Origin of the sequence: Microbacterium sp. SA156 (assembly GCF_049065455.1) — a bacterium.
Lineage (GTDB): Bacteria > Actinomycetota > Actinomycetes > Actinomycetales > Microbacteriaceae > Microbacterium > Microbacterium barkeri.
In genome coordinates this window covers 176,003-197,244 of the sequence record NZ_JBAKGU010000004.1, presented here as the reverse complement: position 1 = coordinate 197,244, position 21,242 = coordinate 176,003, and the positions used below count along the sequence as shown (strand labels likewise).

20 protein-coding genes are annotated in these 21,242 nt (G+C 71.9%); 5 read left to right on the top strand and 15 right to left on the bottom strand.

Features of this window, described 5'->3' with window-relative positions; all coding sequences use genetic code 11:
* The first annotated feature begins 84 nt into the window (after positions 1–84).
* Positions 85–1,080 (top strand): LacI family DNA-binding transcriptional regulator, encoded by a 996-nt coding sequence (locus ACOWU6_RS05720; protein WP_421075028.1) that lies wholly within the window; start codon positions 85–87, stop codon positions 1,078–1,080.
* Between the two features lie 4 nt (positions 1,081–1,084).
* On the opposite strand, the gene ACOWU6_RS05715 is transcribed toward ACOWU6_RS05720, so the two are convergent.
* On the bottom strand, positions 1,085–2,125 hold the full coding sequence (locus ACOWU6_RS05715; protein WP_421075027.1) for an aldo/keto reductase: 1,041 nt from the start codon (positions 2,123–2,125) through the stop codon (positions 1,085–1,087).
* 175 nt (positions 2,126–2,300) lie between these two features.
* On the opposite strand from ACOWU6_RS05715, the gene ACOWU6_RS05710 reads away from it, so the two are divergent.
* Entirely contained in the window at positions 2,301–3,821 is a 1,521-nt protein-coding gene (locus ACOWU6_RS05710) for a sodium:solute symporter family protein (RefSeq protein WP_421075026.1), read from the top strand.
* Between the two features lie 47 nt (positions 3,822–3,868).
* On the opposite strand, the gene ACOWU6_RS05705 is transcribed toward ACOWU6_RS05710, so the two are convergent.
* The 5 genes from ACOWU6_RS05705 to ACOWU6_RS05685 are packed head-to-tail and all read right to left on the bottom strand — an operon-like array spanning position 3,869 to position 11,170.
* Positions 3,869–4,462: a TetR/AcrR family transcriptional regulator gene (locus tag ACOWU6_RS05705; protein ID WP_421075025.1), complete on the bottom strand. Its 594-nt coding sequence runs from the start codon at positions 4,460–4,462 to the stop codon at positions 3,869–3,871.
* A 4-nt stretch (positions 4,463–4,466) separates the two neighbouring features.
* Positions 4,467–6,128: an allophanate hydrolase gene (gene atzF / locus ACOWU6_RS05700; RefSeq protein ID WP_421075024.1), complete on the bottom strand. Its 1,662-nt coding sequence runs from the start codon at positions 6,126–6,128 to the stop codon at positions 4,467–4,469.
* Positions 6,128–9,703 carry an urea carboxylase gene (gene uca, locus ACOWU6_RS05695; RefSeq protein ID WP_421075023.1) on the bottom strand — a complete coding sequence of 1,192 codons (3,576 nt, stop codon included), beginning with the start codon at positions 9,701–9,703 and terminating at the stop codon, positions 6,128–6,130. Before uca ends, atzF begins: the two co-directional genes overlap by 1 nt.
* Positions 9,700–10,401, bottom strand: a complete 702-nt coding sequence (locus ACOWU6_RS05690) for an urea amidolyase associated protein UAAP2 (protein ID WP_421075022.1) — start codon at positions 10,399–10,401, stop codon at positions 9,700–9,702. Before ACOWU6_RS05690 ends, uca begins: the two co-directional genes overlap by 4 nt.
* 10 nt (positions 10,402–10,411) lie before the next feature.
* Positions 10,412–11,170 (bottom strand): urea amidolyase associated protein UAAP1, encoded by a 759-nt coding sequence (locus ACOWU6_RS05685; protein WP_421075021.1) that lies wholly within the window; start codon positions 11,168–11,170, stop codon positions 10,412–10,414.
* A gap of 195 nt (positions 11,171–11,365) precedes the next feature.
* Here ACOWU6_RS05685 and ACOWU6_RS05680 point away from each other — a divergent pair, with 195 nt between their 5' ends.
* On the top strand, positions 11,366–11,911 hold the full coding sequence (locus tag ACOWU6_RS05680) for a pyridoxine/pyridoxamine 5'-phosphate oxidase (protein ID WP_421075020.1): 546 nt from the start codon (positions 11,366–11,368) through the stop codon (positions 11,909–11,911).
* Positions 11,912–11,914: 3 nt separating this feature from the next.
* On the opposite strand, the gene ACOWU6_RS05675 is transcribed toward ACOWU6_RS05680, so the two are convergent.
* The 7 genes from ACOWU6_RS05675 to ACOWU6_RS05645 form a co-directional block, all read right to left on the bottom strand.
* Positions 11,915–12,829: a CPBP family intramembrane glutamic endopeptidase gene (locus tag ACOWU6_RS05675; protein ID WP_421075019.1), complete on the bottom strand. Its 915-nt coding sequence runs from the start codon at positions 12,827–12,829 to the stop codon at positions 11,915–11,917.
* Between the two features lie 79 nt (positions 12,830–12,908).
* On the bottom strand, positions 12,909–13,271 hold the full coding sequence (locus ACOWU6_RS05670; RefSeq protein ID WP_271173475.1) for a TIGR02611 family protein: 363 nt from the start codon (positions 13,269–13,271) through the stop codon (positions 12,909–12,911).
* Positions 13,272–13,312: 41 nt separating this feature from the next.
* Positions 13,313–14,785 carry an amidophosphoribosyltransferase gene (gene purF, locus ACOWU6_RS05665; protein WP_421075018.1) on the bottom strand — a complete coding sequence of 491 codons (1,473 nt, stop codon included), beginning with the start codon at positions 14,783–14,785 and terminating at the stop codon, positions 13,313–13,315.
* Positions 14,786–14,791: 6 nt separating this feature from the next.
* On the bottom strand, positions 14,792–15,931 hold the full coding sequence (gene purM / locus ACOWU6_RS05660; RefSeq protein ID WP_421075017.1) for a phosphoribosylformylglycinamidine cyclo-ligase: 1,140 nt from the start codon (positions 15,929–15,931) through the stop codon (positions 14,792–14,794).
* A 35-nt stretch (positions 15,932–15,966) separates the two neighbouring features.
* The gene (locus ACOWU6_RS05655) at positions 15,967–16,290 is read right to left on the bottom strand and encodes a potassium transporter Trk (RefSeq protein ID WP_271173472.1); all 324 of its coding nucleotides are present in this window, start codon (positions 16,288–16,290) and stop codon (positions 15,967–15,969) included.
* 62 nt (positions 16,291–16,352) lie between these two features.
* Positions 16,353–16,721 carry a sterol carrier family protein gene (locus tag ACOWU6_RS05650; RefSeq protein WP_271173471.1) on the bottom strand — a complete coding sequence of 123 codons (369 nt, stop codon included), beginning with the start codon at positions 16,719–16,721 and terminating at the stop codon, positions 16,353–16,355.
* Positions 16,722–16,725: 4 nt separating this feature from the next.
* Complete coding sequence (locus ACOWU6_RS05645; RefSeq protein WP_271173470.1) at positions 16,726–17,256, bottom strand: VOC family protein; 531 nt, start codon at positions 17,254–17,256, stop codon at positions 16,726–16,728.
* 61 nt (positions 17,257–17,317) lie between these two features.
* Here ACOWU6_RS05645 and ACOWU6_RS05640 point away from each other — a divergent pair, with 61 nt between their 5' ends.
* Together ACOWU6_RS05640 and purD are read left to right on the top strand one after the other, a co-directional pair.
* Positions 17,318–18,070 (top strand): helix-turn-helix domain-containing protein, encoded by a 753-nt coding sequence (locus ACOWU6_RS05640; RefSeq protein WP_421075016.1) that lies wholly within the window; start codon positions 17,318–17,320, stop codon positions 18,068–18,070.
* A 48-nt stretch (positions 18,071–18,118) separates the two neighbouring features.
* Entirely contained in the window at positions 18,119–19,390 is a 1,272-nt protein-coding gene (gene purD, locus ACOWU6_RS05635; protein WP_421075015.1) for a phosphoribosylamine--glycine ligase, read from the top strand.
* A gap of 87 nt (positions 19,391–19,477) precedes the next feature.
* Here purD and ACOWU6_RS05630 read toward each other — a convergent pair whose 3' ends face one another.
* Positions 19,478–19,894, bottom strand: coding sequence for a DUF2695 domain-containing protein (locus ACOWU6_RS05630; protein ID WP_421075014.1), 417 nt, complete (start codon positions 19,892–19,894; stop codon positions 19,478–19,480).
* 44 nt (positions 19,895–19,938) lie between these two features.
* Positions 19,939–20,997 (bottom strand): DUF998 domain-containing protein, encoded by a 1,059-nt coding sequence (locus ACOWU6_RS05625; RefSeq protein WP_421075013.1) that lies wholly within the window; start codon positions 20,995–20,997, stop codon positions 19,939–19,941.
* Positions 20,998–21,242: the final 245 nt, after the last annotated feature.

Genomic DNA, 21,242 nt, shown 5'->3' with positions numbered 1-21,242 from the left:
GACGTAGTAGGTAGTATGGACACATCGCGTCCGCTCGGTCAAGAGGTTTTTCGGGGCAGGATGTCGAAGATGGGGGATCGAGGGATGGCGAAGCGCCCGACCAGCCACGACGTCGCGCGACGAGCGGGGGTGTCGCAGTCGACGGTGTCGTTCGTGTTCACGGGGCGCAGCGGCATCTCGGAGGCGACCCGCGAGCGGGTCCTGAAGGCGGCTGCCGACCTGAACTACCGCCCCAATCTGGCGGCGCGATCGATGCGCACTCAGCGCACCGGCCGCATCGCGGTCGTCATCCCGGTGACAGGCCTGAACCTCTTCCCCGTCCTCGAGGGCGCCGTCTCGACCGCCCGCGATGCCGGCTACGTCGTGGAGGTCCTCAGCCTCTCCCGCTCACCCGAGGAGCGAGAGGGCGAGCTCGCGTCGCTCATCGACTCGACCGAGTACGAGGGCGTCCTCTCCTTCAGCCCCATGCGGACCCCGCGCGTCGCGTCCGATGCCGCAGCGCCGGTCTTCCTCTCGCTCTCCGAGTTCGACGAGGAGATGCACGCGACGGGGGCGTTCAGCGACGCCCGCCCGGTCGTCGAGATGATGGAGCGGCTGGTCGAGCTCGGGCATCGCCGCTTCCTCCACGTCGCCGGCCCCTCCGACTTCCCCGCCGCCGTCGCCCGACGCGACGCCTATCTCGCGACGATCGACCGGCTCGGCGTGGAGTCGCTCGGCGTCGTCGGCGGCGACTGGAGCGGGATCACCGCGAGCCGATGCGTGAGCGAGCTGCCCGACGACGCCCCGCCGCTGGCGATCCTCGCGGCGAACGACGTCCTCGCAGCCGGCGCGATCCGGGCGGCTGTGTCGCGCGGATGGTCGGTGCCGGGCGATGTGAGCGTCACCGGCTGGGACGACCTCACGATGAGCGCGCACTTCATCCCGTCGCTCACGACGGTGTTCCAGGACCGTCAGCGGCTCGGCACCGACTCCATGCGCCGCCTGATCGCGGCGATCCGCGGTGAGACGCCGCCCGAGCAGGAGGCCGTGCTGCAGCGCGTCGTCTGGCGGGAATCGGTCGCGCCGCCCCGCGCGCGCTGACCCCTCAGGCGGTGGCGGCGCCCCTCGGCGCCGCGAACTCCTCGAGTGCCTCGATCGCCTCGGTCGAGAGCTCGAGGCGGCTCGCCGCGATCGCATCGTCGATCTGAGCGGGACGCGAGGCTCCGATGATCGCCGTCGTCACGACGGGATCGCGCAGCACCCAGGCGATCGCGAGCTGCGGGATCGACACACCGGCTTCCCGCGCGATCGCGTCGATCCCCCGGATGCGCCGCAGGTAGTCGTCGGTGATCGCCGACTCGTTCAGGAAGAAGCTCCCCGCCGCGCGAGAGTCGGCGGGGACGACGCCGTCGATGTACTTGCCGGTCAGCAGACCCTGCGCGAGCGGCGAGAACACGGCGCTGCCGACCTGCAGCTCGCGCAGGAGCGGGAAGAGCTCGGCTTCCGGCGTGCGGTCGAAGAGCGAGTACCGCGGCTGATGCAGGAGCAGGCGCACGCCCTCTCCGGCGAGCAGCTCGTGGGCGCGCCGCGCGAGGGGCGCGGGGTAGTTCGAGATGCCCACGTAGAGCGCCTTGCCGCTGCGCACGATGTCGACGAGCGCCTGCATCGTCTCCTCGATGGGCGTCTCGGGGTCGACGCGATGCGAGTAGAAGACGTCGACGTAGTCGGTGCGCATGCGCGTCAGGCTCTGCTCGAGCGAGCGCATGAGGTACTTGCGCGAGCCGCCGTCCCCGTAGGGCCCCGGCCACATGTCATAGCCGGCCTTGCTCGTGACGAAGAGCTCGTCGCGGTAGCGCCGCAGGTCGGAGTCGAGCACCGTGCCGAAGGTCGACTCGGCGGCGCCGTAGGGCGGCCCGTAGTTGTTCGCGAGGTCGATGTGCACGACGCCCCGATCGAAGGCGTGCAGGAGGATCTCGCGCTGGCTCTCGATCGAGCGGTCACGCCCGAAGTTCTGCCAGAGGCCGAGCGAGACGCGCGGCAGCTTCACCCCGCTCGCGCCGGCGCGGAGGAACGGCACGTCGTCGTAGCGCGACGCCGAGGCGACGTGCGGCGCGTGCAGGCGGGGGTCGTCGGCGGCGATGGGCATGGCGCTCCTCTGCGAGGCGGATGGGATGGTGCGTCAGACGAGGACGCCGGCAGGGCGATGCTACCGCGGGCTGATTTCACACGATCGATACATCCGCGAAAACGGGGAGGACCCGGCTGTCGAGAGGATCGGTTTCTATCAACCGACAGAAATCGACCCTCGTGCGGGAGCAGCCATGATCATCCTCGGAGTGAGCGTCACCGTCCTCGTGATCCTCGTCGTCGGAATCGTCGTCGCCCGGCGCGTTGACGGCGACAGCGAGAACTTCCTCGTCGCGGGAAGGCGTCTCGGCGTTCCGCTCGTGGCCGTCTCGCTCACGGCCGCGGCGGTCGATGCCAATGCGACCGTCGGGAACACGGACCTCACCGCCGACTTCGGGTTCTGGTCGGGCGCTTCCCTCGCCATCGGCCTCGCGATCTGCCTCGTCGTCGTCGGGGTGTTCCTCGCCAAGCCGCTGAACGCGATGAAGCTGTTCACGCTCGGCGACTTCTTCCGTCTCCGCTACGGCAGGGCGACCGAGATCGTGGCGAGCGCAATCATGGTCGTCTCGTTCACGACGCTTCTCGCCGGGAACCTCGTCGCCTGCGGATTCCTGATGGAGCGCTTCGCCCGGATCCCCTACGCATGGGGCGTCGTGATCTCCGTCGTGCTGGTGCTCGCGTACACCGTCGCGGGCGGCCTCGTCTCCGACGCCTACACGGCCGCGATCCAGACGACGATCACGGTCGTCGCCAGCGTCGCGCTCCTGGTCTGGACAGCGCTCAGCTTCGGGATCGTCGTCCCGGAGGGCATGGGCCCCTTCGATCTCGAGCAGCTGGCCGACCCCGCAGCCGGGGCCCCGATCAACTGGGCCACGCTCATCGCCCTCGGGATCGGAGACATCGTCGCGATCGACTTCATGCAGCGGGTCTTCGGCGCACGCACGCCGCAGATCGCCCGGCGAGCGTGCTTCACCGCAGCCGCCCTTACGGCAGGTGTCGGCACGGTCTTCGCACTCGTCGCCCTCGCCGCCGCGAGCGCACTCGGGCTCACGGCCGAGAACGGTCCGGTTCTCTACCAGCTCCTCGACGGATGGGCACCGCCCATCCTCTCGATCCTCGTGCTCTCGGGCATCGTTGCCGCCTCGTTCTCCACGGCCTCCGGCGCGATCCTCGCCACCTCAGCCGTGATCGTCCGCAATGTCTTCCGAGTGCGCAGGCCGATCGGCGCCGGACGCCGCGACCCGCTGCTCGTGTGGACGCGAGCAGCCATGGTGCCGATCGTCGTCGTGGGCGCGATGATGGCCATCCAGATCAGTCAGACCGGCGTGCTGCTCACCCTCGCGTTCGACATCATGCTTGCCTGCCTCGCGGCTCCGTTCATCCTCGGCGTCTACTGGCGACGGCCAGGCGCGGTCGCGATCCTCGCCTCGGCCGGCGTCGGCTTCGTCGTCCGGATCGTGTTCCTGGCCCTCCAGCCGACGCTGTACGGGGTCGAGAACGACATCCTCTACATCCCGAACACGATCGTCGACGGCACGTTCGACGGCTGGGCGACGCTGCTGTCGTTCGCGATCGGTCTGGCGGTCTTCCTCGTCACCGCGTGGGTGAGCCCTCGCAGCGCCGCAGAGCTGGCCGACGAAGCCGTGGTCCAAGAGGACCTGCGCCGCGAGCAGGAGAAGGAACTCGCCGCCGTGCCCCAACCCGTCATGGCCTGACGCGGACGCCGAAGCCGATCGGCCGTCCGATGGGCCGATCGGCCGTGTCAGGCGGGCGCATCGACGACGCGCAGGCACGCGTCGGCGATGCGCTCCGCGATGCCGTCCGTGGCGGCGCCGTCGCGGCGGAGGGTGATCACCAGCTCGACGAGCTGCATGCAGCAGGCGCCCGCGAATGCACCGTCGACCGTCGGGTCGATCCGCTGCGCCAGCGTGCCGTACACCCGTGCGAGTTCGGCGCGCGCAGCGCGGAACGGCGCGAACGGTTCAGCCGCCGTCTCCGGCGAGAGGTACATCGTCCCGATGTTGTGCGGTTCCTCGAGAAGCGTGCGCACGTCCGCCATCGCGAGCTCTCGCAGCGCTTCCCGCGGATCCGGCTCATCGAGGAAGTCCGCCGCGCGCTCGAGGGTCGGCAGCACGGATGCCTGCAGCAGGGCGAGCAGGATCTCCTCCTTGCCGCCGAAATGGTAGTAGAGGCTCGCCTGCCGCATGCCCGCCCGCTCGGCGATCTGCCGCGTGCTCGTCGCCGCGTAGCCGCGCTCGGCGAACAGGGCGGCGGCGGCATCGAGGATCTCCTGGCGCGGCTCGACCCCCGGCCGGCCGGGTATTGCTCGGGGCCGTCCGGGGGTCGATGCGCGCATCGTCCTATTCTGCCTGCGACCTCCGGTACGCCCGCCACCCGCCGAACGCGGTGATGTCGGCCGCCGCGTCGAACGCGGCAGGCTCGGCGAGGAAGCCGGATACGGACGAGCCGTCCGAGAGCTCCACCTGCCCGATGGCCATCGGCCGCGGGAGGGACGCGACGAACCCCCCGAACCCGGAAGAGGGCAGTCGCCAGACCTCCCCGGAGATCGACGCGCCGCCCTCGCCGATGCGTCGGAGACCCGGCTTCTCGGGAACCGTCGCGAGAGCATGGAGCCGGTACTCGGGTGCCGTCTGCACCTCCCGGAGGAACGTCCCGCCTGCCGCGATGAGCTGATGGTTGAGCGGCTGCCCGGAGAGGTGCGCCCCGACCACGAGGATGTCGGTCGGCGCGTCGGCGAGCCGCATGGCGAGTTCGGCGAGCCGCCGATCGGAGAACGCCGGCCCGGTGAGCATCACGCCGAAGGGGCCGCCGTCCACCGCGCCGGCCGGCACGGCGAGCGACGCGTAGTCGAGCAGGTTCGCGAAGTTCGTGAACCGCCCCATCCGGCTGTTCGCGCCGATCGGATCGGCCGCGACCTCGGCGAGCGTCGGATGCCAGACGGTGGTCGGGGTGAGCAGCGCGTCCGTGCCCGCCAGGCGCGCAGCGCCCTCGAGGCCGAGGCGCTCGAGGCGCTCGCGATCGCGGAACACGTCCGCCGCGCTGAAGCGGTCACCGCCCAGGACGATCTCGGCGACGGTCGGATCGATGTCGGCTCCGACGAGATCGCGGTGGCTGCGGATGAAGTCGCCTACCGCTGCCGTCCGCTCGGCGACGAAGGCGCCGCCGTACAGCAGGAGCGCCGCCTCGACGAGAGGGGCGATGTCGACGGGGACGATCTCCACGCCGGTCGCCTCGAGTCGGCGGACGACCGTGTCGAACGCCTCGGCCCACCCGTCGGCGAGGCCGTCCAGGTGCTCTTGCGTGGGCACGGCGACGCGTGGCGCCGCGCTGAGCCCTGGCCCGGGACGATCGACGCGGACCAGCGGGTCGACGCCGTCCGGTCCCGCCATGATCTCGGTCGCTCTCCGGGCGAGCCGGAGGTCCCTGGCGAACACGGTGACCACGTCGATGGAGCGGCAGGCGGGGACCACGCCCGTGGTGGGGACGAGCCCCACCGTCGGCTTGACTCCGAACACGCCGTTGAGTGCCGCGGGCACCCGCCCGGAACCGGCCGTATCGGTGCCGAGCGCGATGTCGGCGAATCCGAGCGCAACCGCGACCGCAGAGCCCGAGCTCGACCCCCCGGAGATCCGATCCGGACGCCAGGCGCCTCGCACGGCGCCATAGGGGCTCCGGGTTCCGACGAGGCCCGTGGCGAACTGGTCGAGGTTCGTCTTCCCGATGACGACCGCACCGGCTGCGCGCAGTCGTGCGACGGCCGGCGCATCGGCCTCCGGCAGGTACGCGTATGCAGGGCAGCCCGCGGTCGTCGGGAGTCCCGCCACGTCGATGTTGTCCTTCACGGCCACGAGCACGCCTGCAAGCGGCAGCCGCTCGTCGACGGCCGCCGCCTCTGCCTCGACCTCCGCCTGCGGCCGCAGGGCGATCCACACCTCGGGTCGATCGGCTTCGGCCATCCGCGCGTACGCCTCGGCCACGCGCACCGTCGCCGTCCTCGTCATCACGCCACCTCCACAGCAGCGAGCACCTGGCCCGCCGCCACCTGCTCACCTTGCGACACGTAGACCTCCACGACCCGACCTGCCGCCGGGGCGAGCACGGGATTCTCCATCTTCATGGCCTCGAGCACGACGAGTCGGTCGTCCTCGCTCGTCCACGCCCCGGCCTCGGTGTCCACACGCCAGACCGACGCGGCGAAGGGCGCGGTCACCGCCACGCACCCGGGCGGGATGACGACCTCGTCGGCGGGAGCTGCCGGCTGCTCGTAGACCCGGTCGAACTCTCCGGCTGCGCGCCACCGCTCCTTCTCGGCGGTGAACGCCGCCTGCTGCGTGGCCTGAAAGTCCGCGATCGAGGCGGCCTCGCGCTGGAGGAAGTCCTCGTGATCGGCGAGGACGAAGGCGCCGTCCTCCGTGCGGAAGTCCCCGCGCCCTGCGTCCACCTCCGCACGGAGCTCGAGCAGCTCCTCGGCCGAGACCGGGTACCAGCGGATCCGATCGAACGGGCGCAGCGCCCACGGGTTCTCCCGGAACAGGCCACCGCGACGGAAGCGATTCCAGATCTGGACCGTGCGGCCCACGAACTGGTAGCCGCCCGGTCCCTCCATCCCGTAGATGCACATATACGCGCCCCCGATCCCGACCGAGTTCTCCGCGGTCCACGTGCGGGCGGGGTTGTACTTCGTCGTGACCAGCCGATGCCGCGGGTCGACCGGGGTCGCCACCGGCGCGCCGAGGTACACGTCGCCGAGCCCCATCACCAGGTATTCGGCGTCGAAGACGATGCGCTGCACGTCCTCGACCGACTCCAGCCCGTTCACCCGCCGGATGAACTCGATGTTCCAGGGCGTCCACGGGGCGTCGTCGCGCACGCTCGACATGTACCGCTCGATTGCGACGCGCGTGGCGGGGTCGTCCCAGGACAGCGGAAGGTGCACCGTCCGCGACGGCACGACGAGGTCGCGGGTCGGCGGGAGCTCGGCCTCGATCTCCTGGAGCGCGTCGAGCAGCTGCGAGGCGCGGACGACCGACGGGTCGGTCTGGATCTGCAGCGAGCGGATGCCCGGTGTGATGTCGCGCACGCCCGGCAGACCGCGGGCGATCACCTCCTGCTGCAACGCGTGCACGCGCATGCGGAGCCCGAGGTCGAGGATGTTGTCGCCGTACTCGACGAGGATGTTCGCGTCTCCGTCGCGCCGGTAGGCGACCTTCGGTGCCGCGAGAGCTCCGTCGCGGACGACCGCCTCGCGCCGCGCGAGCACGCCGTCGTCTCCGTCGCCGGCGCCGCGACCGTGGACGAGCACCGCCCCGAACACCGACGCGTCCTCCTCCCGAACGGGCGCGAACCGCACGGTGTCGCCCGGGCGCAGCTGTCCGACCTTCCAGAGCTCGCCGCTCGCGACGACGGCCGGGCACACGAAGCCGCCGAGACTCGGCCCATCCGGGCCCAGGATGATCGGTGTATCGCCCGTGAAGTCCAGCGCGCCGACGGCATAGGCGGTGTCGTGGATGTTGGACGGGTGGAGGCCCGCCTCGCCGCCGTCCTCTCGCGCCCATGCCGGCTTGGGCCCTCGCAGGCGCACTCCGGTCCGGGCCGACTGCACGTCGACCTCGTAGACGGCCGCGTAGAGCTCGTCGATGTCGGCTCGCGTGAAGAACTCGGGAGCGGCATGCGGACCCTCGGTGACCCCGATGACCCATTCCCGCGTGAGCGGCACGCGGGTCCGCGCTGCCGTCGGCTCGGACACCGCGTGATCGGCGGGCCGGAGCACATCGCCGGCGACGAGTGCGCGGCCACCGTGACCGCCGAAGCCGCCCAGGGTGAAGGTGGATGCGCTGCCCAGGTAGAGCGGAGCGGAGAATCCGCCCCGGATCGCGAGGTACGCGCGCATGCCGCTCGTGCTCGCGCCGATCGCGAGCACAGACCCCGCCCGCACGGTGAGCGGAGTCCACATCGCCGCGTCGACGCCGTCGATCGTCACGGGCGAATCGGCGCCGGTCACGGCGACGACCGTGTCGTACGAGAACCGCAGGCGCGGCCCCGACATCGTGATCTCCAGGGCGGGAGCCTCGGGAGCGTTCCCCACCGCGACGTTGGCCTCGCGGAACGAGACCGCATCCATCGGGCCGGACGGCGGCACCCCGATGCTCCAGAGGCCGATGCGGCCGGGCAGATCCTGGATCGTGCTCATGAGGCCCGGGAGCACGACGTCGATGCGCGGCTCGGGGTCGTCCGGCTCTCCGAGCGTCCCGGTGTCGTGCCGCACGGCTCGGATGTCGGGATCGTCGCACAGCGCACGGAGCATGCCGAGACCCGTGACGATACCGTCGATGCGCGTGGCGAGGAGCGCCTCGCGGAGCCGGTCGAATGCGCTCTCGCGGTCGTCGGCGTGCACGATCACCTTGGCGAGCATCGGGTCGTAGTCGGGCGTCACCTCGAGGCCCGACTCGATCCAGCCGTCGATGCGGACGCCCTCGCCAGAGGGGAACTCGGTGCAGGTCACCAGTCCGGGTGACGGCGCGAACCCCTTCGCGGGGTCTTCCGCGTAGACACGCGCCTCGAGTGCGTGACCGCGCATCGGCCGCTCCGCGAAGAACGCGTCGTCGAACGCCTCGGCGCCGTTCCTGCCGAGTTCGATCATGAGCGCGACGAGGTCGATGCCGAAGACCGCCTCCGTGACGGGATGCTCCACCTGGAGACGCGTGTTCACCTCGAGGAAGGCGACCTCCTCTCGCTCGGGGTCGTAGATGAACTCGACCGTGCCGGCCGAGCGATAGCCCACCGACTCGGCGAGACGGCGTGCTGCGGCATGCATGTCGCGGCGCACAGCCTCGGGCAGGCCGGGCGCCGGCGCCTCCTCGATGACCTTCTGGTTGCGGCGCTGCAGCGAGCAGTCGCGATCGCCGAAGACGGCGACGCGGCCCTCGCCGTCCCCGAAGACCTGCACCTCCACGTGGCGCGCTCGCGTGACGAGCCGCTCCAGGAAGACCCCGCCTGCACCGAAGCTGCGCGCCGCCGTCGCCTCGACGGCCGCGAATCCCTCGCGCACCTCGTCGGGCGTCCGGCAGACGCGCATCCCGATGCCGCCTCCGCCGCCGGTCGCCTTCAGCATGACGGGCAGGCCGATGCGCTCGGCGGCGGCGACGGCTTCGTCTGCCGAAGCGAGGATTCCGGTGCCGGGCAGCATCGGGACCCCCGCCGCCTCGGCGAACGCCCGTGCGGTGTGCTTGAGCCCGAACGTCTCGATCTGCGCGGGAGTCGGCCCGAGCCAGACCATGCCAGCGGCTTCGACGGCGCGCGCCGCGGCGATGTTCTCGGAGAGGAACCCGTACCCCGGGTGGATCGCGCCAGCGCCGTGCTCTCGCGCCGCGGCGATCACGGCGTCCACGCGGAGATAGGAGTCGGCCGCAGGCGCCGGCCCGAGGCGGACGGCGACGTCCGCTTCGCGGACGTGCGGCGCCGCACGGTCGGCGTCGGAGTACACGGCGACCGTGCGGATGCCCATCGCCTTCGCGGAGCGGATGATCCGGCGGGCGATCTCGCCGCGATTCGCGACGAGGAGCGTGTCGAAGGTCATGCGGGGGCTCCGTCCAGACGGGTGACGACCGCGCGCAGCGGCGTCACGTTGAAGTCGTTGCAGGGGTTGTTCATCTGGGGGCAGTTGGAGATGACGACGAGGACGTCGCGCTCGGCGCGGCACGCGACGCGGCGTCCGGGCGCCGACATTCCGTCGACGATTCCGAGCGACCCATCGGCCTCGACCGGGACGTTCATGAACCAGTTGATGTTCGAGACGAGGTCCCGCGCCGTGAGCCCCCACTTCGCCCCCTCGAAGAGGAAGTTCTCGCGGCAGGCATGCTGGTAGGCGGTGTGGTGCCCGTATCGCAGCGTGTTGGACTCCTGCGAGCACGCGCCCCCGATGGTGTCCTGACGGTCGATCTCGTTGCCGACGACGGTCATGAGCGGGCGTCCGAGATTCGAGCGGAGGACCGTTCCGGCCGTCACGTACGCATTGCCCTGCCAGGTGAGGGTGTCCGGCACGCTGTAGCGCTCGGCCAGCTCGTCTGCGGCGAAGATCAGGCAGTCGCCCGACTGGTTTCCGCCCACATCGACGAGGGTGAGGACGTCGCCCTGTCGCACGACGGCCGACCATGATGCGCGCGGGGCGATCACGTCGTCGAGGACGATCGCGCCGTTGACGAGCGGCTCCGACCAGTCGAGCGGCGAGCCTTCGACGTAGACGGGGCGAGGGGGAACGGTGGTGGCGATGGTCATGTCCGGCTCCTCACAGCCCCGCGAGCGCGGCGTAGGCGATCGAGTTGCGATAGGCGCGGGCCCGCTCGGGCGACGCGCTGAAGACGGCGTCACCGGGCGCAGTCGCCCGCGAGCGCCAGGCGTGCACCCTCAGGGGGCCGACGACGTAGTCGGTCCGTGGGTCCAGCGGATGCGGGGCGTTCGCGATGAGGAGGATGAGGGGCAGCTCTGCAACGAGATCGACATGTGTCCCCGCACCTGCGGCGCCCTTCCAGGCGAAGCGGCCGTCGGCGTCGACGTGCACTCCCTGGAAGAAGGAGACGGCGGGTGGGATGTCGCGTGCGGTGAGCCCGTGCTTCGCAGCCGCCATCCGCAGGAGCGCGTGGCCAGAGGGCGTCGCGCTCTCGGGGGCGGACTGCCCGTACTTCCGGTCGTTCCAGGCATCGCTCGACGCACCGCAGAACGCGTCGTGATGGCGGGAGGTGTCCTCCGCGATGGTCGCCAGGACACGCCCGTCGCCGGAGAGCAGGGGATGGCCCGTCGAGAGATAGGCCTGCCAGGGGATCTTCTGCGTATCGGCGACGTTCAGGCGCTCCTGCGGGTTGGCGGAGTTGTACAGGACCACGCTCGCGCAGGCCTCGCCGGTCGGGTCGTCGAACCGGACCCGAGTCCCCCGCTGCACCCGGAGGTGGGTGTATCCACCCGGGGCGACCGTCTCCGCCCACAGCAGCGCGTCCGCGTCCACCCCCTCCGGCGCGAACGGCGAGCCGGATGCGGGAACGTAGGGCATCCACTCCGACCGCGACTCGCGTTCCCTTGCGTCGGCTCTCGCGCGCTCGACGCTCCCGAGCGCCGCACTCCGGCCCATGCTGTCCACGGCGACCTCCAATTTCTATCAACTGATAGAAATCAAGCCAGGTCGTCGTTACGGGCGGATTTCGCCGCGAGGTCGATCGAGGAAAACCCGCCTCGTACGCTGGACGGCATGAGCGACCTGCGCGACCGGCTCCGGGCCATTCCCTCGTTCCCCGCGGAGCTGCCGGCGTTCGACCCCGCCACAACGCCATCCGATCCGCTCGATCTGCTGCGCTCCTGGCTCGACGAGGCGATCGCGTCGGGTGAGCGCGCACCGCACGCCTTCACCCTCACGACGGTGGGCGACGACGGACGCCCGGCAAGCCGCGCGCTCGTGATGAAGGACGTCGACGCGCGCGGCGTGCACTTCGCGGGACGGCGCAGCTCGCGGAAGGGCTGCCATCTCGCGCAGCGCCCGGTCGTCGGCGCGCACGTGTTCTGGCGGGCGCTCGGCCGTCAGGTCGAGGTGTCGGGTGAGGCCGTCGCGCTCTCCGCAGACGAATCGGCGGCTGACTGGCTCGCGCGCCCGACCGCGGGGGCTGCAGTCGATCCCGACTGGCAGGCGTGGGCCATCCGCCCGGATCGCGTCGAGTTCTTCCAGGCCGCGCACGATCGCGACCACGTGCGCGTCGTGTACCTGCGCGACGCCGGCGGATGGCGGCGCGAACGCGCGTGAGCGTCAGGCCGGGACGGCCTCGAGCGCGGTGCGCGTGCGCCGGCCGAGCAGGCCCGTGACGACGAGCAGCGCGATGACGACGCCCATCACGATCCAGCCGGGCGCGCCGAGCACGGTCGCGATCGCCGCGTCGTCGCCCGGACCGTTCCACAGCACGACGACCGATGCAGCCGTGTTGAGCGCTCCGTGACCGACCGCGGCGGGCCACACGTTGCCGGTCCAATACCGCGACCACTGCAGGATGACGCCGACGAACAGCGTGAACACGACCATGAGCGCGAGGCCGGCGGCATCCGGGCGCGCGAAGTTGTAGCCGAGCAGGATGACCGGCGCGTGCCACAGCCCCCACACGATGCCGATGAGGATGGCCGAGGGCCAGAATCCGAGCGGCGCGAGCGCGGTCGTGAGGAACCCGCGCCATCCGAGCTCCTCCCCGAACGCCGACACGGTCGCGACGACCGTGTTGACGGGGATGGCGGCGAGCGTGACGGCCATGTAGACGTCGGCCGTCATGCCCTCCGGGAGGAACGGCGCGATCTGCGACAGGCTCCAGTCGGGGTGCGCCCATCCGAGTGCCGCCGCGAGCAGCAGCGACGCCACCGCGATCGCGGTCCAGGCGACGGGGAACAGGAGGAACAGCGCGATCTTGCGGCCCACCGGCCGGAAGGGCACGAGCCCGAGGTAGTGCGCGCGCCGCCGCGGTCGCCGCACGAAGAACGTCGCGACGAGCGCCGCGACCGTGGGCGTCCACATCATGGCGGCCATGAGCGGCAGCGCGAGCGGCGAGCGGAGCCCCTCTCCGCCGATCCACAGGGGCAGCGTCACCACCCAGGCGAGGGCGAAGGCGATCACGAGGAAGGTCGCGACCGCGCCCCACGGGACGCGGGTGGTCTCCGGCATGCTCTCTGCGCTCGTCATGCCCCCAGCGTGCCCCGCCGCGCGCCCGGCGCGCCTCCCCCTAGGGGCGGAGTTCCGGGGATCCCCCGCACGGCGGAGGTCAGCGCGCGGCGGCGGCCTTCCGCTCTCGACGCGCCTTCCACCATGCCCAGAACCGCTCGAGCTGCCGCCTCAGCCATCCGGCCGCGCGCTTCGCCCAGCCGAACTCCGTGCCGAGCACCGCGAGGCCTGCGAAGACGATGAGCCACCCGGGCCCGGGCAACGGCACGAGCAGCAGGCCGCCGACGGCGAGGACGCCGCCCACCGTGCCGACCGCGATCCGGTAGGCGCGCTCGATGGTGCGGCTGCGCCCGATCGCGCGGCGCGTCGCGCGCCCGGCGCGCACCAGGGCGGATGGCCGCGGAGCCGGCCCGTCGAGGTGGGCGCCCGCCGTCGAGGTCGCCTGAATCGCATCCCGTTCCATGACGGGATTCCACACGATATATCTCGAAGGGCGCTGGGTGTTCAGGAACCCTGCGTCTGCTCCACCCATTCGAGGTACTCCTCGGACACGGTGCCCGTGACGTAGCGCCCGTCGAAGCAGCTCATGTCGAGGTCGTCGAGACCCCGCCCCGCGGTGCTTCCCTCGAGGATCGCGGCCTTGAGGTCCTCGACCTCCTGGTACACGAGGTGGTCGCAGCCCAGCTCCGCGGCGATCTCGGGGATCGACCGGCCGTGCGCGATGAGCTCCTTGCTCGACGGCATGTTGATGCCGTACACGTGCGGGTAGCGGACGGGCGGCGCTGCCGACGCGAAGGTGACCGACCGGGCGCCTGCATCGCGCGCCATCTGGATGATCTGCTTGCTCGTCGTGCCGCGGACGATCGAGTCGTCGATGAGCAGCACGTTCTTGCCCTTGAACTCGCTCGACATCGCGTTGAGCTTCTGGCGCACGCTCTTCTTGCGCACGGCCTGGCCCGGCATGATGAACGTCCGGCCGACGTAGTGGTTCTTGTAGAAGCCCTCGCGGTACTCGATGCCGAGCACGCGCGCGACCTGCATCGCCGCCGGACGCGACGAGTCGGGGATCGGCATGACGACGTCGATCGCCCCCTCGGGCACGTGCTTCTCGATCGTCGCGGCGAGCTTCGCGCCCATCCGCAGGCGCGCCTCGTACACCGAGATGCCGTTCATGATCGAGTCGGGGCGCGCGAGGTAGACGTACTCGAACGAGCACGGCGACAGCTGCGGCGACTCGGCGCACTGCTTCGAGAACAGCTGCCCGTCGTTCGTGATGAAGATCGCCTCGCCGGGCTCGACGTCGCGGACGACCTCGTAGTCGGCGTTCTCGAGGACGAGCGACTCGCTCGCGACGACCCACTCGTCGCCGCCGTCCTCCGCCGTGCGACGCCCGAGGATGAGCGGCCGGATGCCGAACGGGTCGCGGAACGCGAGGAGCCCGTACCCGGCGATGACGGAGATGACGGCGTACGCGCCCTCGATGCGCTTGTGCGTGCGCGCCACGGCCTCGAAGATGCGCTCGGGGTCGAGGTCGACGGGCGACGTCGTCGCCTGCAGCTCGTTCGCGAGCACGTTGAGCAGGAGCTCGGTGTCGCTCGACGAGTTGAGGTGGCGGCGGTCGCGCTGCGCCATGTCGAGCGTGAGCTCGCGGGTGTTCGTGAGGTTGCCGTTGTGGATGAGGATGATGCCGTACGGCGCGTTCACGTAGAACGGCTGGGCCTCCTCCTCACTCGAGGCAGTGCCCTTGGTCGCGTAGCGGACGTGGCCGAGGCCGACGTTCCCGAGGAGCGAGCGCATGTCGCGCGTGCGGAAGCCCTCGCGGACCATCCCGCGCGACTTGCTCATGTGCATGACGCCGCTCGGCTCGGCCGTGGCGATGCCCGTGGCGTCCTGGCCGCGGTGCTGCAGCAGGAGAAGGGCGTCGTAGATGTCCTGGTTGACCGGGCCGCGCCCGACCGCTCCGACGATGCCGCACATGTGGGGTTACTTCGCTCCGTCCGCGTATGCGCCGACCAGGCGGACGGCACCGCCGTCGACGCCCTTGGCGCCCTGTTCGAAGGCGCCCTCGGGGCGCTCTCCGGTCTTGACCGTTCCGACCTGCCACGCGTCGATCCCGTCGGCGGCGAGCGCCGAGACGGCCGCGTCCACCCGCTCGGGGGCCAGGACCGCGAGGAAGCCGATGCCGAGGTTCCACGTGCCCTCGCTCGACTCGAGCGAGGTGCCGGCGATGTCGCTCAGCACGCGGAAGACGGGCGAGGGCGACCACGTCGAGCGGTCGACCTCGGCCCACGTGCCGACCGGGAGCACCCGGGCCAGGTTGGCTGCGATGCCGCCGCCGGTGACGTGGCTGAGCGCGTGCACGTCGTCGCCGAGGGACTCGATGAGGCGCAGCAGCGGCGAGGTGTAGAGCCGCGTGGGCTCGAGCAGCGCCTCGCCCCAGGTCGCGCCGAGGTCGTCGGAGCGGTCGGCGTAGCCGATGCCCGCGCCGGAGAGGATGTGCCGCACGAGCGAGTAGCCGTTGGAGTGCAGGCCGCTCGAGGAGAGCGCGAGCACGGCGTCGCCGTGGCGCACGCGCTCGGCGCCGAGCACGCGGTCGGCCTCGACCACGCCCGTCGCGGCACCCGCGACGTCGTAGTCGTCGACGCCGAGGAGGCCAGGGTGCTCAGCGGTCTCGCCGCCGACGAGGGCCGTCCCCGTCGCCGCGCACGCCTCGGCGATGCCGCGCACGATGTCGGCGATGCGCTGCGGCACGACCTTGCCGCACGCGATGTAGTCGGTCATGAAGAGCGGACGGGCGCCGACCACGACGATGTCGTCGACGACCATGCCGACGAGGTCCTGGCCGATCGTGTCGTGCTTGTCGATGGCCTGCGCGATCGCGACCTTGGTGCCGACGCCGTCGGTGCTCGTCGCGAGCAGCGGGCGACGGAAGTCGCGCAGCGCGCTCGCGTCGAAGAGCCCGGCGAACCCGCCGACACCGCCGAGGACCTCGGGGCCGTGCGTGGCGCGCACCGACGACTTCATGAGCTCGACGGCGAGGTCGCCGGCAGCCGTGTCGACGCCGGCCTGGGCGTAGGTGGATGAGGGGGTTTCAGCCGCAGCTGCGGTGGGATCGAAGACCACCGGACAAGGATAGCGGCCGCTCGCTGTGCCCGGATTCAGGCTTCGTCGACCTGCTCGTGCGCGACGTGCACCTCGCGCGTGCGCCGGCCGATCGTCCAGTCGAGCACGAGCGCGACGAGCATCCCGAGGAGCACACCCGCGGGCACGCACCACAGCATGATGAAGCCGAACGCCTGCGACGGCGAGTAGACGACCTTCGTGAAGGGGCTCGCCTCCCCCGTGCCGTCGAACACGGTCGACAGGATGAGCGCGGCGATGATGCCGACGGCGGCCCCGAGCGCGGCGAACACGCTGTACTTCGGGGCGCGGCGCACCTTCGCCACATCGGCGTCGGTGTGCGCTGCGGAGGTCTCGGCCATGGTCGGTATTCTCCCCCGGCATCCTGGGAACCGTCTCCCATCGGGTGACGAGCCGGGAACCGTCAGAAGAGGACCGGCAGGAGCATCGAGATGTCGGCGCGCGTGCCGGAGGCCGAGATGCGGCCCGCTGCGGCCTCGTCCTCCCAGCTGCGCTCGCCGGTCGCGACCGCGATCCACGTGACCGGGTCGAGTTCGACGACGTTGGGCGGGGTGCCGCGCGTGTGGCGCGGGCCCTCGATCACCTGCACGGCGCCGAACGGCGGCACGCGCACCTCGACGCTGCCGCCGGGCGCGCGCTCCTCGAGCAGCTGCAGGAGGTAGCGGACGGCCGTGGCGAGGTCGGTCCGCTGCGGCCGGCTCCCCTGCGCGACGGCGGCGCGGACGGCCGCGATCGCGTCGCGGCCGTCGCCCGTCGGGATCCTCCGTGCCATCCCGTCAGCTTACGGTCGCCTCCGCGTAGGAGGCGGCCCAGGTCAGCACGCGGTCGGCGCTCTCCTCGTCGGAGAGGTCCTCGATGCGCGTCATGATCGACCACCGCACGCCGTACGGGTCGCGGATGGAGGCGAATCGGTCGCCCGAGACGAAGTCCTGCGGCGCCTCGCGCACCGTCGCACCCGCGGCCACGGCGCGCGCGACGACGGCATCGACGTCGGGGACGTAGAGGGCGATCGAGAAGTGCGCCGCGTCGCCGTCCGGCTGCGGGACGGTGCCGAAGGCCGCCATCGCCTCCCCCACCTCGAGCCGCCCGCGCCCGCCGAAGTCGAGCGTCGCGTGCGAGACGACGGACTCGCCGCTCTCGCCGGGCATCTCGACCGCGTACAGCTGCCGGGCGCCGAGCGCCTCGGTGTAGAAGCGCACGGCACTGCGCGCATCCCGCAGCGCGAGGAAGGGCGTGAGCGCGGTGACGGTGCGAGGGGTTCCGTTGTCGGTGTGCTCGCCGTTCGCGGCGATCGTGTTCTCTGCCATGCCCCGACGCTAGGTCGGGGGCTCGAGGCCGCGCTTGAAGATTCGCGCCATACTCGGACGCGTGGCCGACGACCCCCTGTTCCGGAAGGGCGATCTCACGCCGCGCCCAGACGTGCGGATGGTGCGGGTCGCGGCGTCGGCGGAGCTCGCGCCGGTCATGCGCCAGTGGTGGCAGCCCTCGTGGGATCTGCCCGACGGGGAGGTGCGCGCGCAGCACGTGCTCGGCTACCCCGTCGCGAATCTCGTCGCGGAGGACGGCGCCGCGCTGCTGTACGGTCCGACCACGACGCACGGGGTCCGCGAGCTGCGCGGCACGGGCTGGGCGCTGGGCGCGCTGCTCACGCCGGCGGCCGGGCGTCACCTCGCGACCCGCCCCTTCGCCGCACTGGTCGACGCGTGGGAGCCGGTCGCCGTCGACGGAGCGGTCGACCGTCCGGACACCGCGCGCGAAGCCCTGATCGAGGCGCTCCGCCACGTGCTCGAGCGGCTCGATGACGACGATCTCGCGGCGAACGCGCTCCTCGAGACGGTCGAAGGGGATCCGACGCTGCTCCGCGTCGCCGACCTCGCCGAGCGCATGCACCGCTCGGTCCGCTCGCTCGACCGCCTCGCCCGCCGCAGCTTCGGCCTGCCGCCCGCCGCGATCATCCGCCGCCGCCGTCTGCAGGACGCGGCCGAGGCCGTCCGGCTCGCGCCGGATCGCCCGCTGCGCGACATCGCCGCAGAGTTCGGCTTCGCCGACCACGCCCACCTCACGCGCGAGTTCTCGTCGGTCCTCGGGTTCACACCGTCGGAGTACCGCGCGGGGCCGTGAGCGTCATCGCGTTTCCGCGCCCGGAAGCGCCTCGGTAGGCTTCTGCGCGTGAAGATCCTCGTTCTCGGCTCCGGTGCGCGCGAGCACGCCATCATCCTCGCCCTGAAGTCGGAGGACGGGGGCCACGAGCTGCTCGCCGCCCCCGGCAACGCCGGCATCGCCCGCGACGCCGAGATCGTCGACGTCGACATGCTCGACGGCGCGGCGGTCACCGAGTTCGCGAACGAGCACGGAGTGAACCTCGTCGTCGTCGGCCCCGAGGCTCCGCTCGTCGCCGGCGTCGCGGATGTGCTGCGCGAGCACGGCATCCCCGTCTTCGGCCCGGGCAAGGCCGCCGCCGCGCTCGAGGGCTCGAAGGCCTTCGCGAAGCGGATCATGGAGGAGGCCGGGGTCCCCACGGGCCGCGCCACGCACGCGCGCTCGCTCGACGAGGTCGCCGCAGCGCTCGACGCGTTCGGAGCGCCCCACGTCGTGAAGGCCGACGGGCTCGCCGCCGGGAAGGGCGTGATCGTCACCTCCGACCGACAGGCGGCTCTCGACCACGCCGCCGAGTACCTGCCGACGGGGCCCGTGCTCGTCGAGGAGTTCCTCTCCGGGCCGGAGGTCTCACTCTTCTTCCTCAGCGACGGCGACACCGTGCGCGCCCTGAGCCCCGCGCAGGACTTCAAGCGCGCGCTCGACGGCGACGAGGGCCCCAACACCGGCGGCATGGGCGCCTACTCGCCGCTCCCGTGGCTCGCCGAGCGCTTCGGCGGCGAGGACGCCTTCGTCCAGCACGTGACCGACGAGGTCGCACTGCCGGTCATCCGCCGCCTCGACGAGGAGGGCACCCCCTTCATCGGCCTCCTCTACGCGGGACTCATCGTGACCGAGGCGGGCGTGCGCGTCATCGAGTTCAACGCGCGCTTCGGCGACCCCGAGACGCAGGTCGTCCTGCCGCGCCTCGTCACGCCGCTCTCGCGCCTGCTCCTGGCGGCGGCGACCGGCACCCTCGAGGACGAGCCGGCGCCCGCGTTCTCCGACGACGTCGCCGTGACGGTCGTCGTCGCGAGCGAGGGCTACCCCGAGTCGCCCGTGACGGGTCGGCCGATCACGGGCATCGTCGAGGCCGAGGCCATCACCGGGGTGCATGTCGCGCACGCCGCGACCGCGCAGGCCGACGACGGCGGACTCATCGCGACCGGCGGCCGCGTGCTCAACGTCGTCGCCCGCGGCGCCGACTTCCGCGAGGCGCGCGAGCGCGCCTACCGAGGCATCGCGGAGATCCGTCTCGAAGGCTCCCACCACCGCACCGACATCGCGGCCCGCGTCGCCCACTAGACGCGGCAGGCGCGCGGCGGGAGACGCACGGCGGGAGGCGCGCGCTGCCCGCGGCGGGAGGCGCGCGCTGCTCGCGGCAGGTGCGCGTCACCATCGCCGGGCGCGCTCCCAGTTGCGGCAGGGCTGCGAGGAGCCTCGCGTCACGCCCGCGCACGCGGGGATCGTCTCCGGCTCCGCCTCCTCGATCAGCACGGGCTCGCCGTCGTCATCGATGCTCCAGTGCTCGGGTGTCCAGAGATGGCGCGCAGGCGCGTACGCGTTGAAGAGCACCTCGCAGTCGCAGAACCCGCCCATCCCCTCCAGACGCGCCTCGAGCCCCGTCGCCCGCGGCGCTCGCTCGTCTCGGAACCGTCGCGCGAACCGCAGCGTCCCGTCGCATCCGAACTCGGTCATCATCCGGTTCAGGTAGCACACGAGGCACTCGACCTCGCGTGGTGTCGTCAGGCCGTCGGACAGCGCCCGGACGATCTGCTCGGCCTCATCGCCGACATCCTTCGTCTCCATGCGCAGACCGTACGGCCGACCGCCGACATCCGCGGATCGGCAGCTCAGCGCACGGCGAGACGCACGCGCGCGGAGGGCCTCGAGCCCTCGGGTGCGAGCGCAGCGAGCGTGCGCAGCAGCGTCGTGAGCCACACGAACGCGAGCCCCACCGCGACCGCCTCGAGACCGGTCGCGGAGTAGATCGCAAGGGGCCGCCACAGCAGGACCGCGACGACGAGGCCCCCGGCCACGCCCGCCGACGTCACCGCGAGGGCGCGAGGGCGGCCGGGGATGATCCGGATGGTCGCCACCGCCAGCGCGCCGAGGAGTGCGAGGAGGGCGAAGGCCGCGACGTTGTGGGCGAGCTGCGCGCGGTGGACCGGGAGCAGCCCGACGCCCGCGAGCGCGGCGCCGGCGAGCGCGAACAGCACGACGATCCATCCGATGCGGCCGAGCGCGTCGTCGCCGAGGATCCGGTGGAGGTCGCGGCCCACGTACGAGCCGACCGTCGCGAGCAGGAGCCCGCCGACGACGAGCGTGCCGTTGAAGGCCCAGGACGTCTGCCCGCCCGCGCCCAGCTGGGAGAAGTTGCGCTCCCACCACCGCGGGTCGGCCGCGGTGAGCATCGAGAACAGCGTCCCCGTGATGAGGAACGCGAAGAGCAGGGTGACGAGCTCGCGGGTGCGCAGGCGCATGCCGAGGCCATATGCGAAGCCTCCGCTCGCCGCCGAGGCGATGCCCGTGAGGAGCCCTCCGCCGAGCGGCGGCACCTCGAGCCCGTGCAGGCCGATCGCGAGCACCTCCCCCGCGCACAGCACCGCCAGCGCGCTCACGCCTGCGACAGCGAGGGCGACCGCGGCATCCGAGACACGCGACACGGCGGTCTGCCACGGCGGCATGCCCGCGGTCTCCGCACCGCGGAAGCGCACGGTGCTCATCGCGAACGCACCCGCGGCGACGAGCGCCGTCACGGCCGCCGCGGGGAAGCCGATCGACCCCTCTCCGGCAAGCGGCCGCGCGACGCCCCACAGCAGCGACGACCCCGCGAGCGCGCCGACGATGAAGCACACCCACGACGCCGCCGTCACGGCGGACTCGGAGCGGAGGGGGTCGACGTCGTTCACGCGTCCATCGAAGCACGCGCGTCGGACGTCAGGCGGAGCCACCGCCCCGCCCAGGTCGCAGAAAGCGGCCCCAACCGGCCGATCAAGGCCGCCAACCGCGACCCGAACAGCCGGCACCCAACCCAGGTCGCAGAAAGCGGCCCCAACCGGCCGATCAAGGCCGCCAACTGCGACCCGAACGACGCCGCCCAACCCAGATCGCAGAAAGCGGCCCCAACCGGCCGATTAAGGCCGCCAACCGCGAC

What these genes read in the sequence shown, in the direction of transcription:
- ACOWU6_RS05720 (WP_421075028.1), top strand. Translation starts at nt 85, where the DNA reads ATGGCGAAGCGCCCGACCAGCCACGACGTCGCGCGACGAGCGGGGGTG.
- ACOWU6_RS05715 (WP_421075027.1), bottom strand. Translation starts at nt 2,125, where the DNA reads ATGCCCATCGCCGCCGACGACCCCCGCCTGCACGCGCCGCACGTCGCC.
- ACOWU6_RS05710 (WP_421075026.1), top strand. Translation starts at nt 2,301, where the DNA reads ATGATCATCCTCGGAGTGAGCGTCACCGTCCTCGTGATCCTCGTCGTC.
- ACOWU6_RS05705 (WP_421075025.1), bottom strand. Translation starts at nt 4,462, where the DNA reads ATGCGCGCATCGACCCCCGGACGGCCCCGAGCAATACCCGGCCGGCCG.
- atzF (WP_421075024.1), bottom strand. Translation starts at nt 6,128, where the DNA reads ATGACGAGGACGGCGACGGTGCGCGTGGCCGAGGCGTACGCGCGGATG.
- uca (WP_421075023.1), bottom strand. Translation starts at nt 9,703, where the DNA reads ATGACCTTCGACACGCTCCTCGTCGCGAATCGCGGCGAGATCGCCCGC.
- ACOWU6_RS05690 (WP_421075022.1), bottom strand. Translation starts at nt 10,401, where the DNA reads ATGACCATCGCCACCACCGTTCCCCCTCGCCCCGTCTACGTCGAAGGC.
- ACOWU6_RS05685 (WP_421075021.1), bottom strand. Translation starts at nt 11,170, where the DNA reads ATGCCCTACGTTCCCGCATCCGGCTCGCCGTTCGCGCCGGAGGGGGTG.
- ACOWU6_RS05680 (WP_421075020.1), top strand. Translation starts at nt 11,366, where the DNA reads ATGAGCGACCTGCGCGACCGGCTCCGGGCCATTCCCTCGTTCCCCGCG.
- ACOWU6_RS05675 (WP_421075019.1), bottom strand. Translation starts at nt 12,829, where the DNA reads ATGACGAGCGCAGAGAGCATGCCGGAGACCACCCGCGTCCCGTGGGGC.
- ACOWU6_RS05670 (WP_271173475.1), bottom strand. Translation starts at nt 13,271, where the DNA reads ATGGAACGGGATGCGATTCAGGCGACCTCGACGGCGGGCGCCCACCTC.
- purF (WP_421075018.1), bottom strand. Translation starts at nt 14,785, where the DNA reads ATGTGCGGCATCGTCGGAGCGGTCGGGCGCGGCCCGGTCAACCAGGAC.
- ACOWU6_RS05655 (WP_271173472.1), bottom strand. Translation starts at nt 16,290, where the DNA reads ATGGCCGAGACCTCCGCAGCGCACACCGACGCCGATGTGGCGAAGGTG.
- ACOWU6_RS05650 (WP_271173471.1), bottom strand. Translation starts at nt 16,721, where the DNA reads ATGGCACGGAGGATCCCGACGGGCGACGGCCGCGACGCGATCGCGGCC.
- ACOWU6_RS05645 (WP_271173470.1), bottom strand. Translation starts at nt 17,256, where the DNA reads ATGGCAGAGAACACGATCGCCGCGAACGGCGAGCACACCGACAACGGA.
- ACOWU6_RS05630 (WP_421075014.1), bottom strand. Translation starts at nt 19,894, where the DNA reads ATGGAGACGAAGGATGTCGGCGATGAGGCCGAGCAGATCGTCCGGGCG.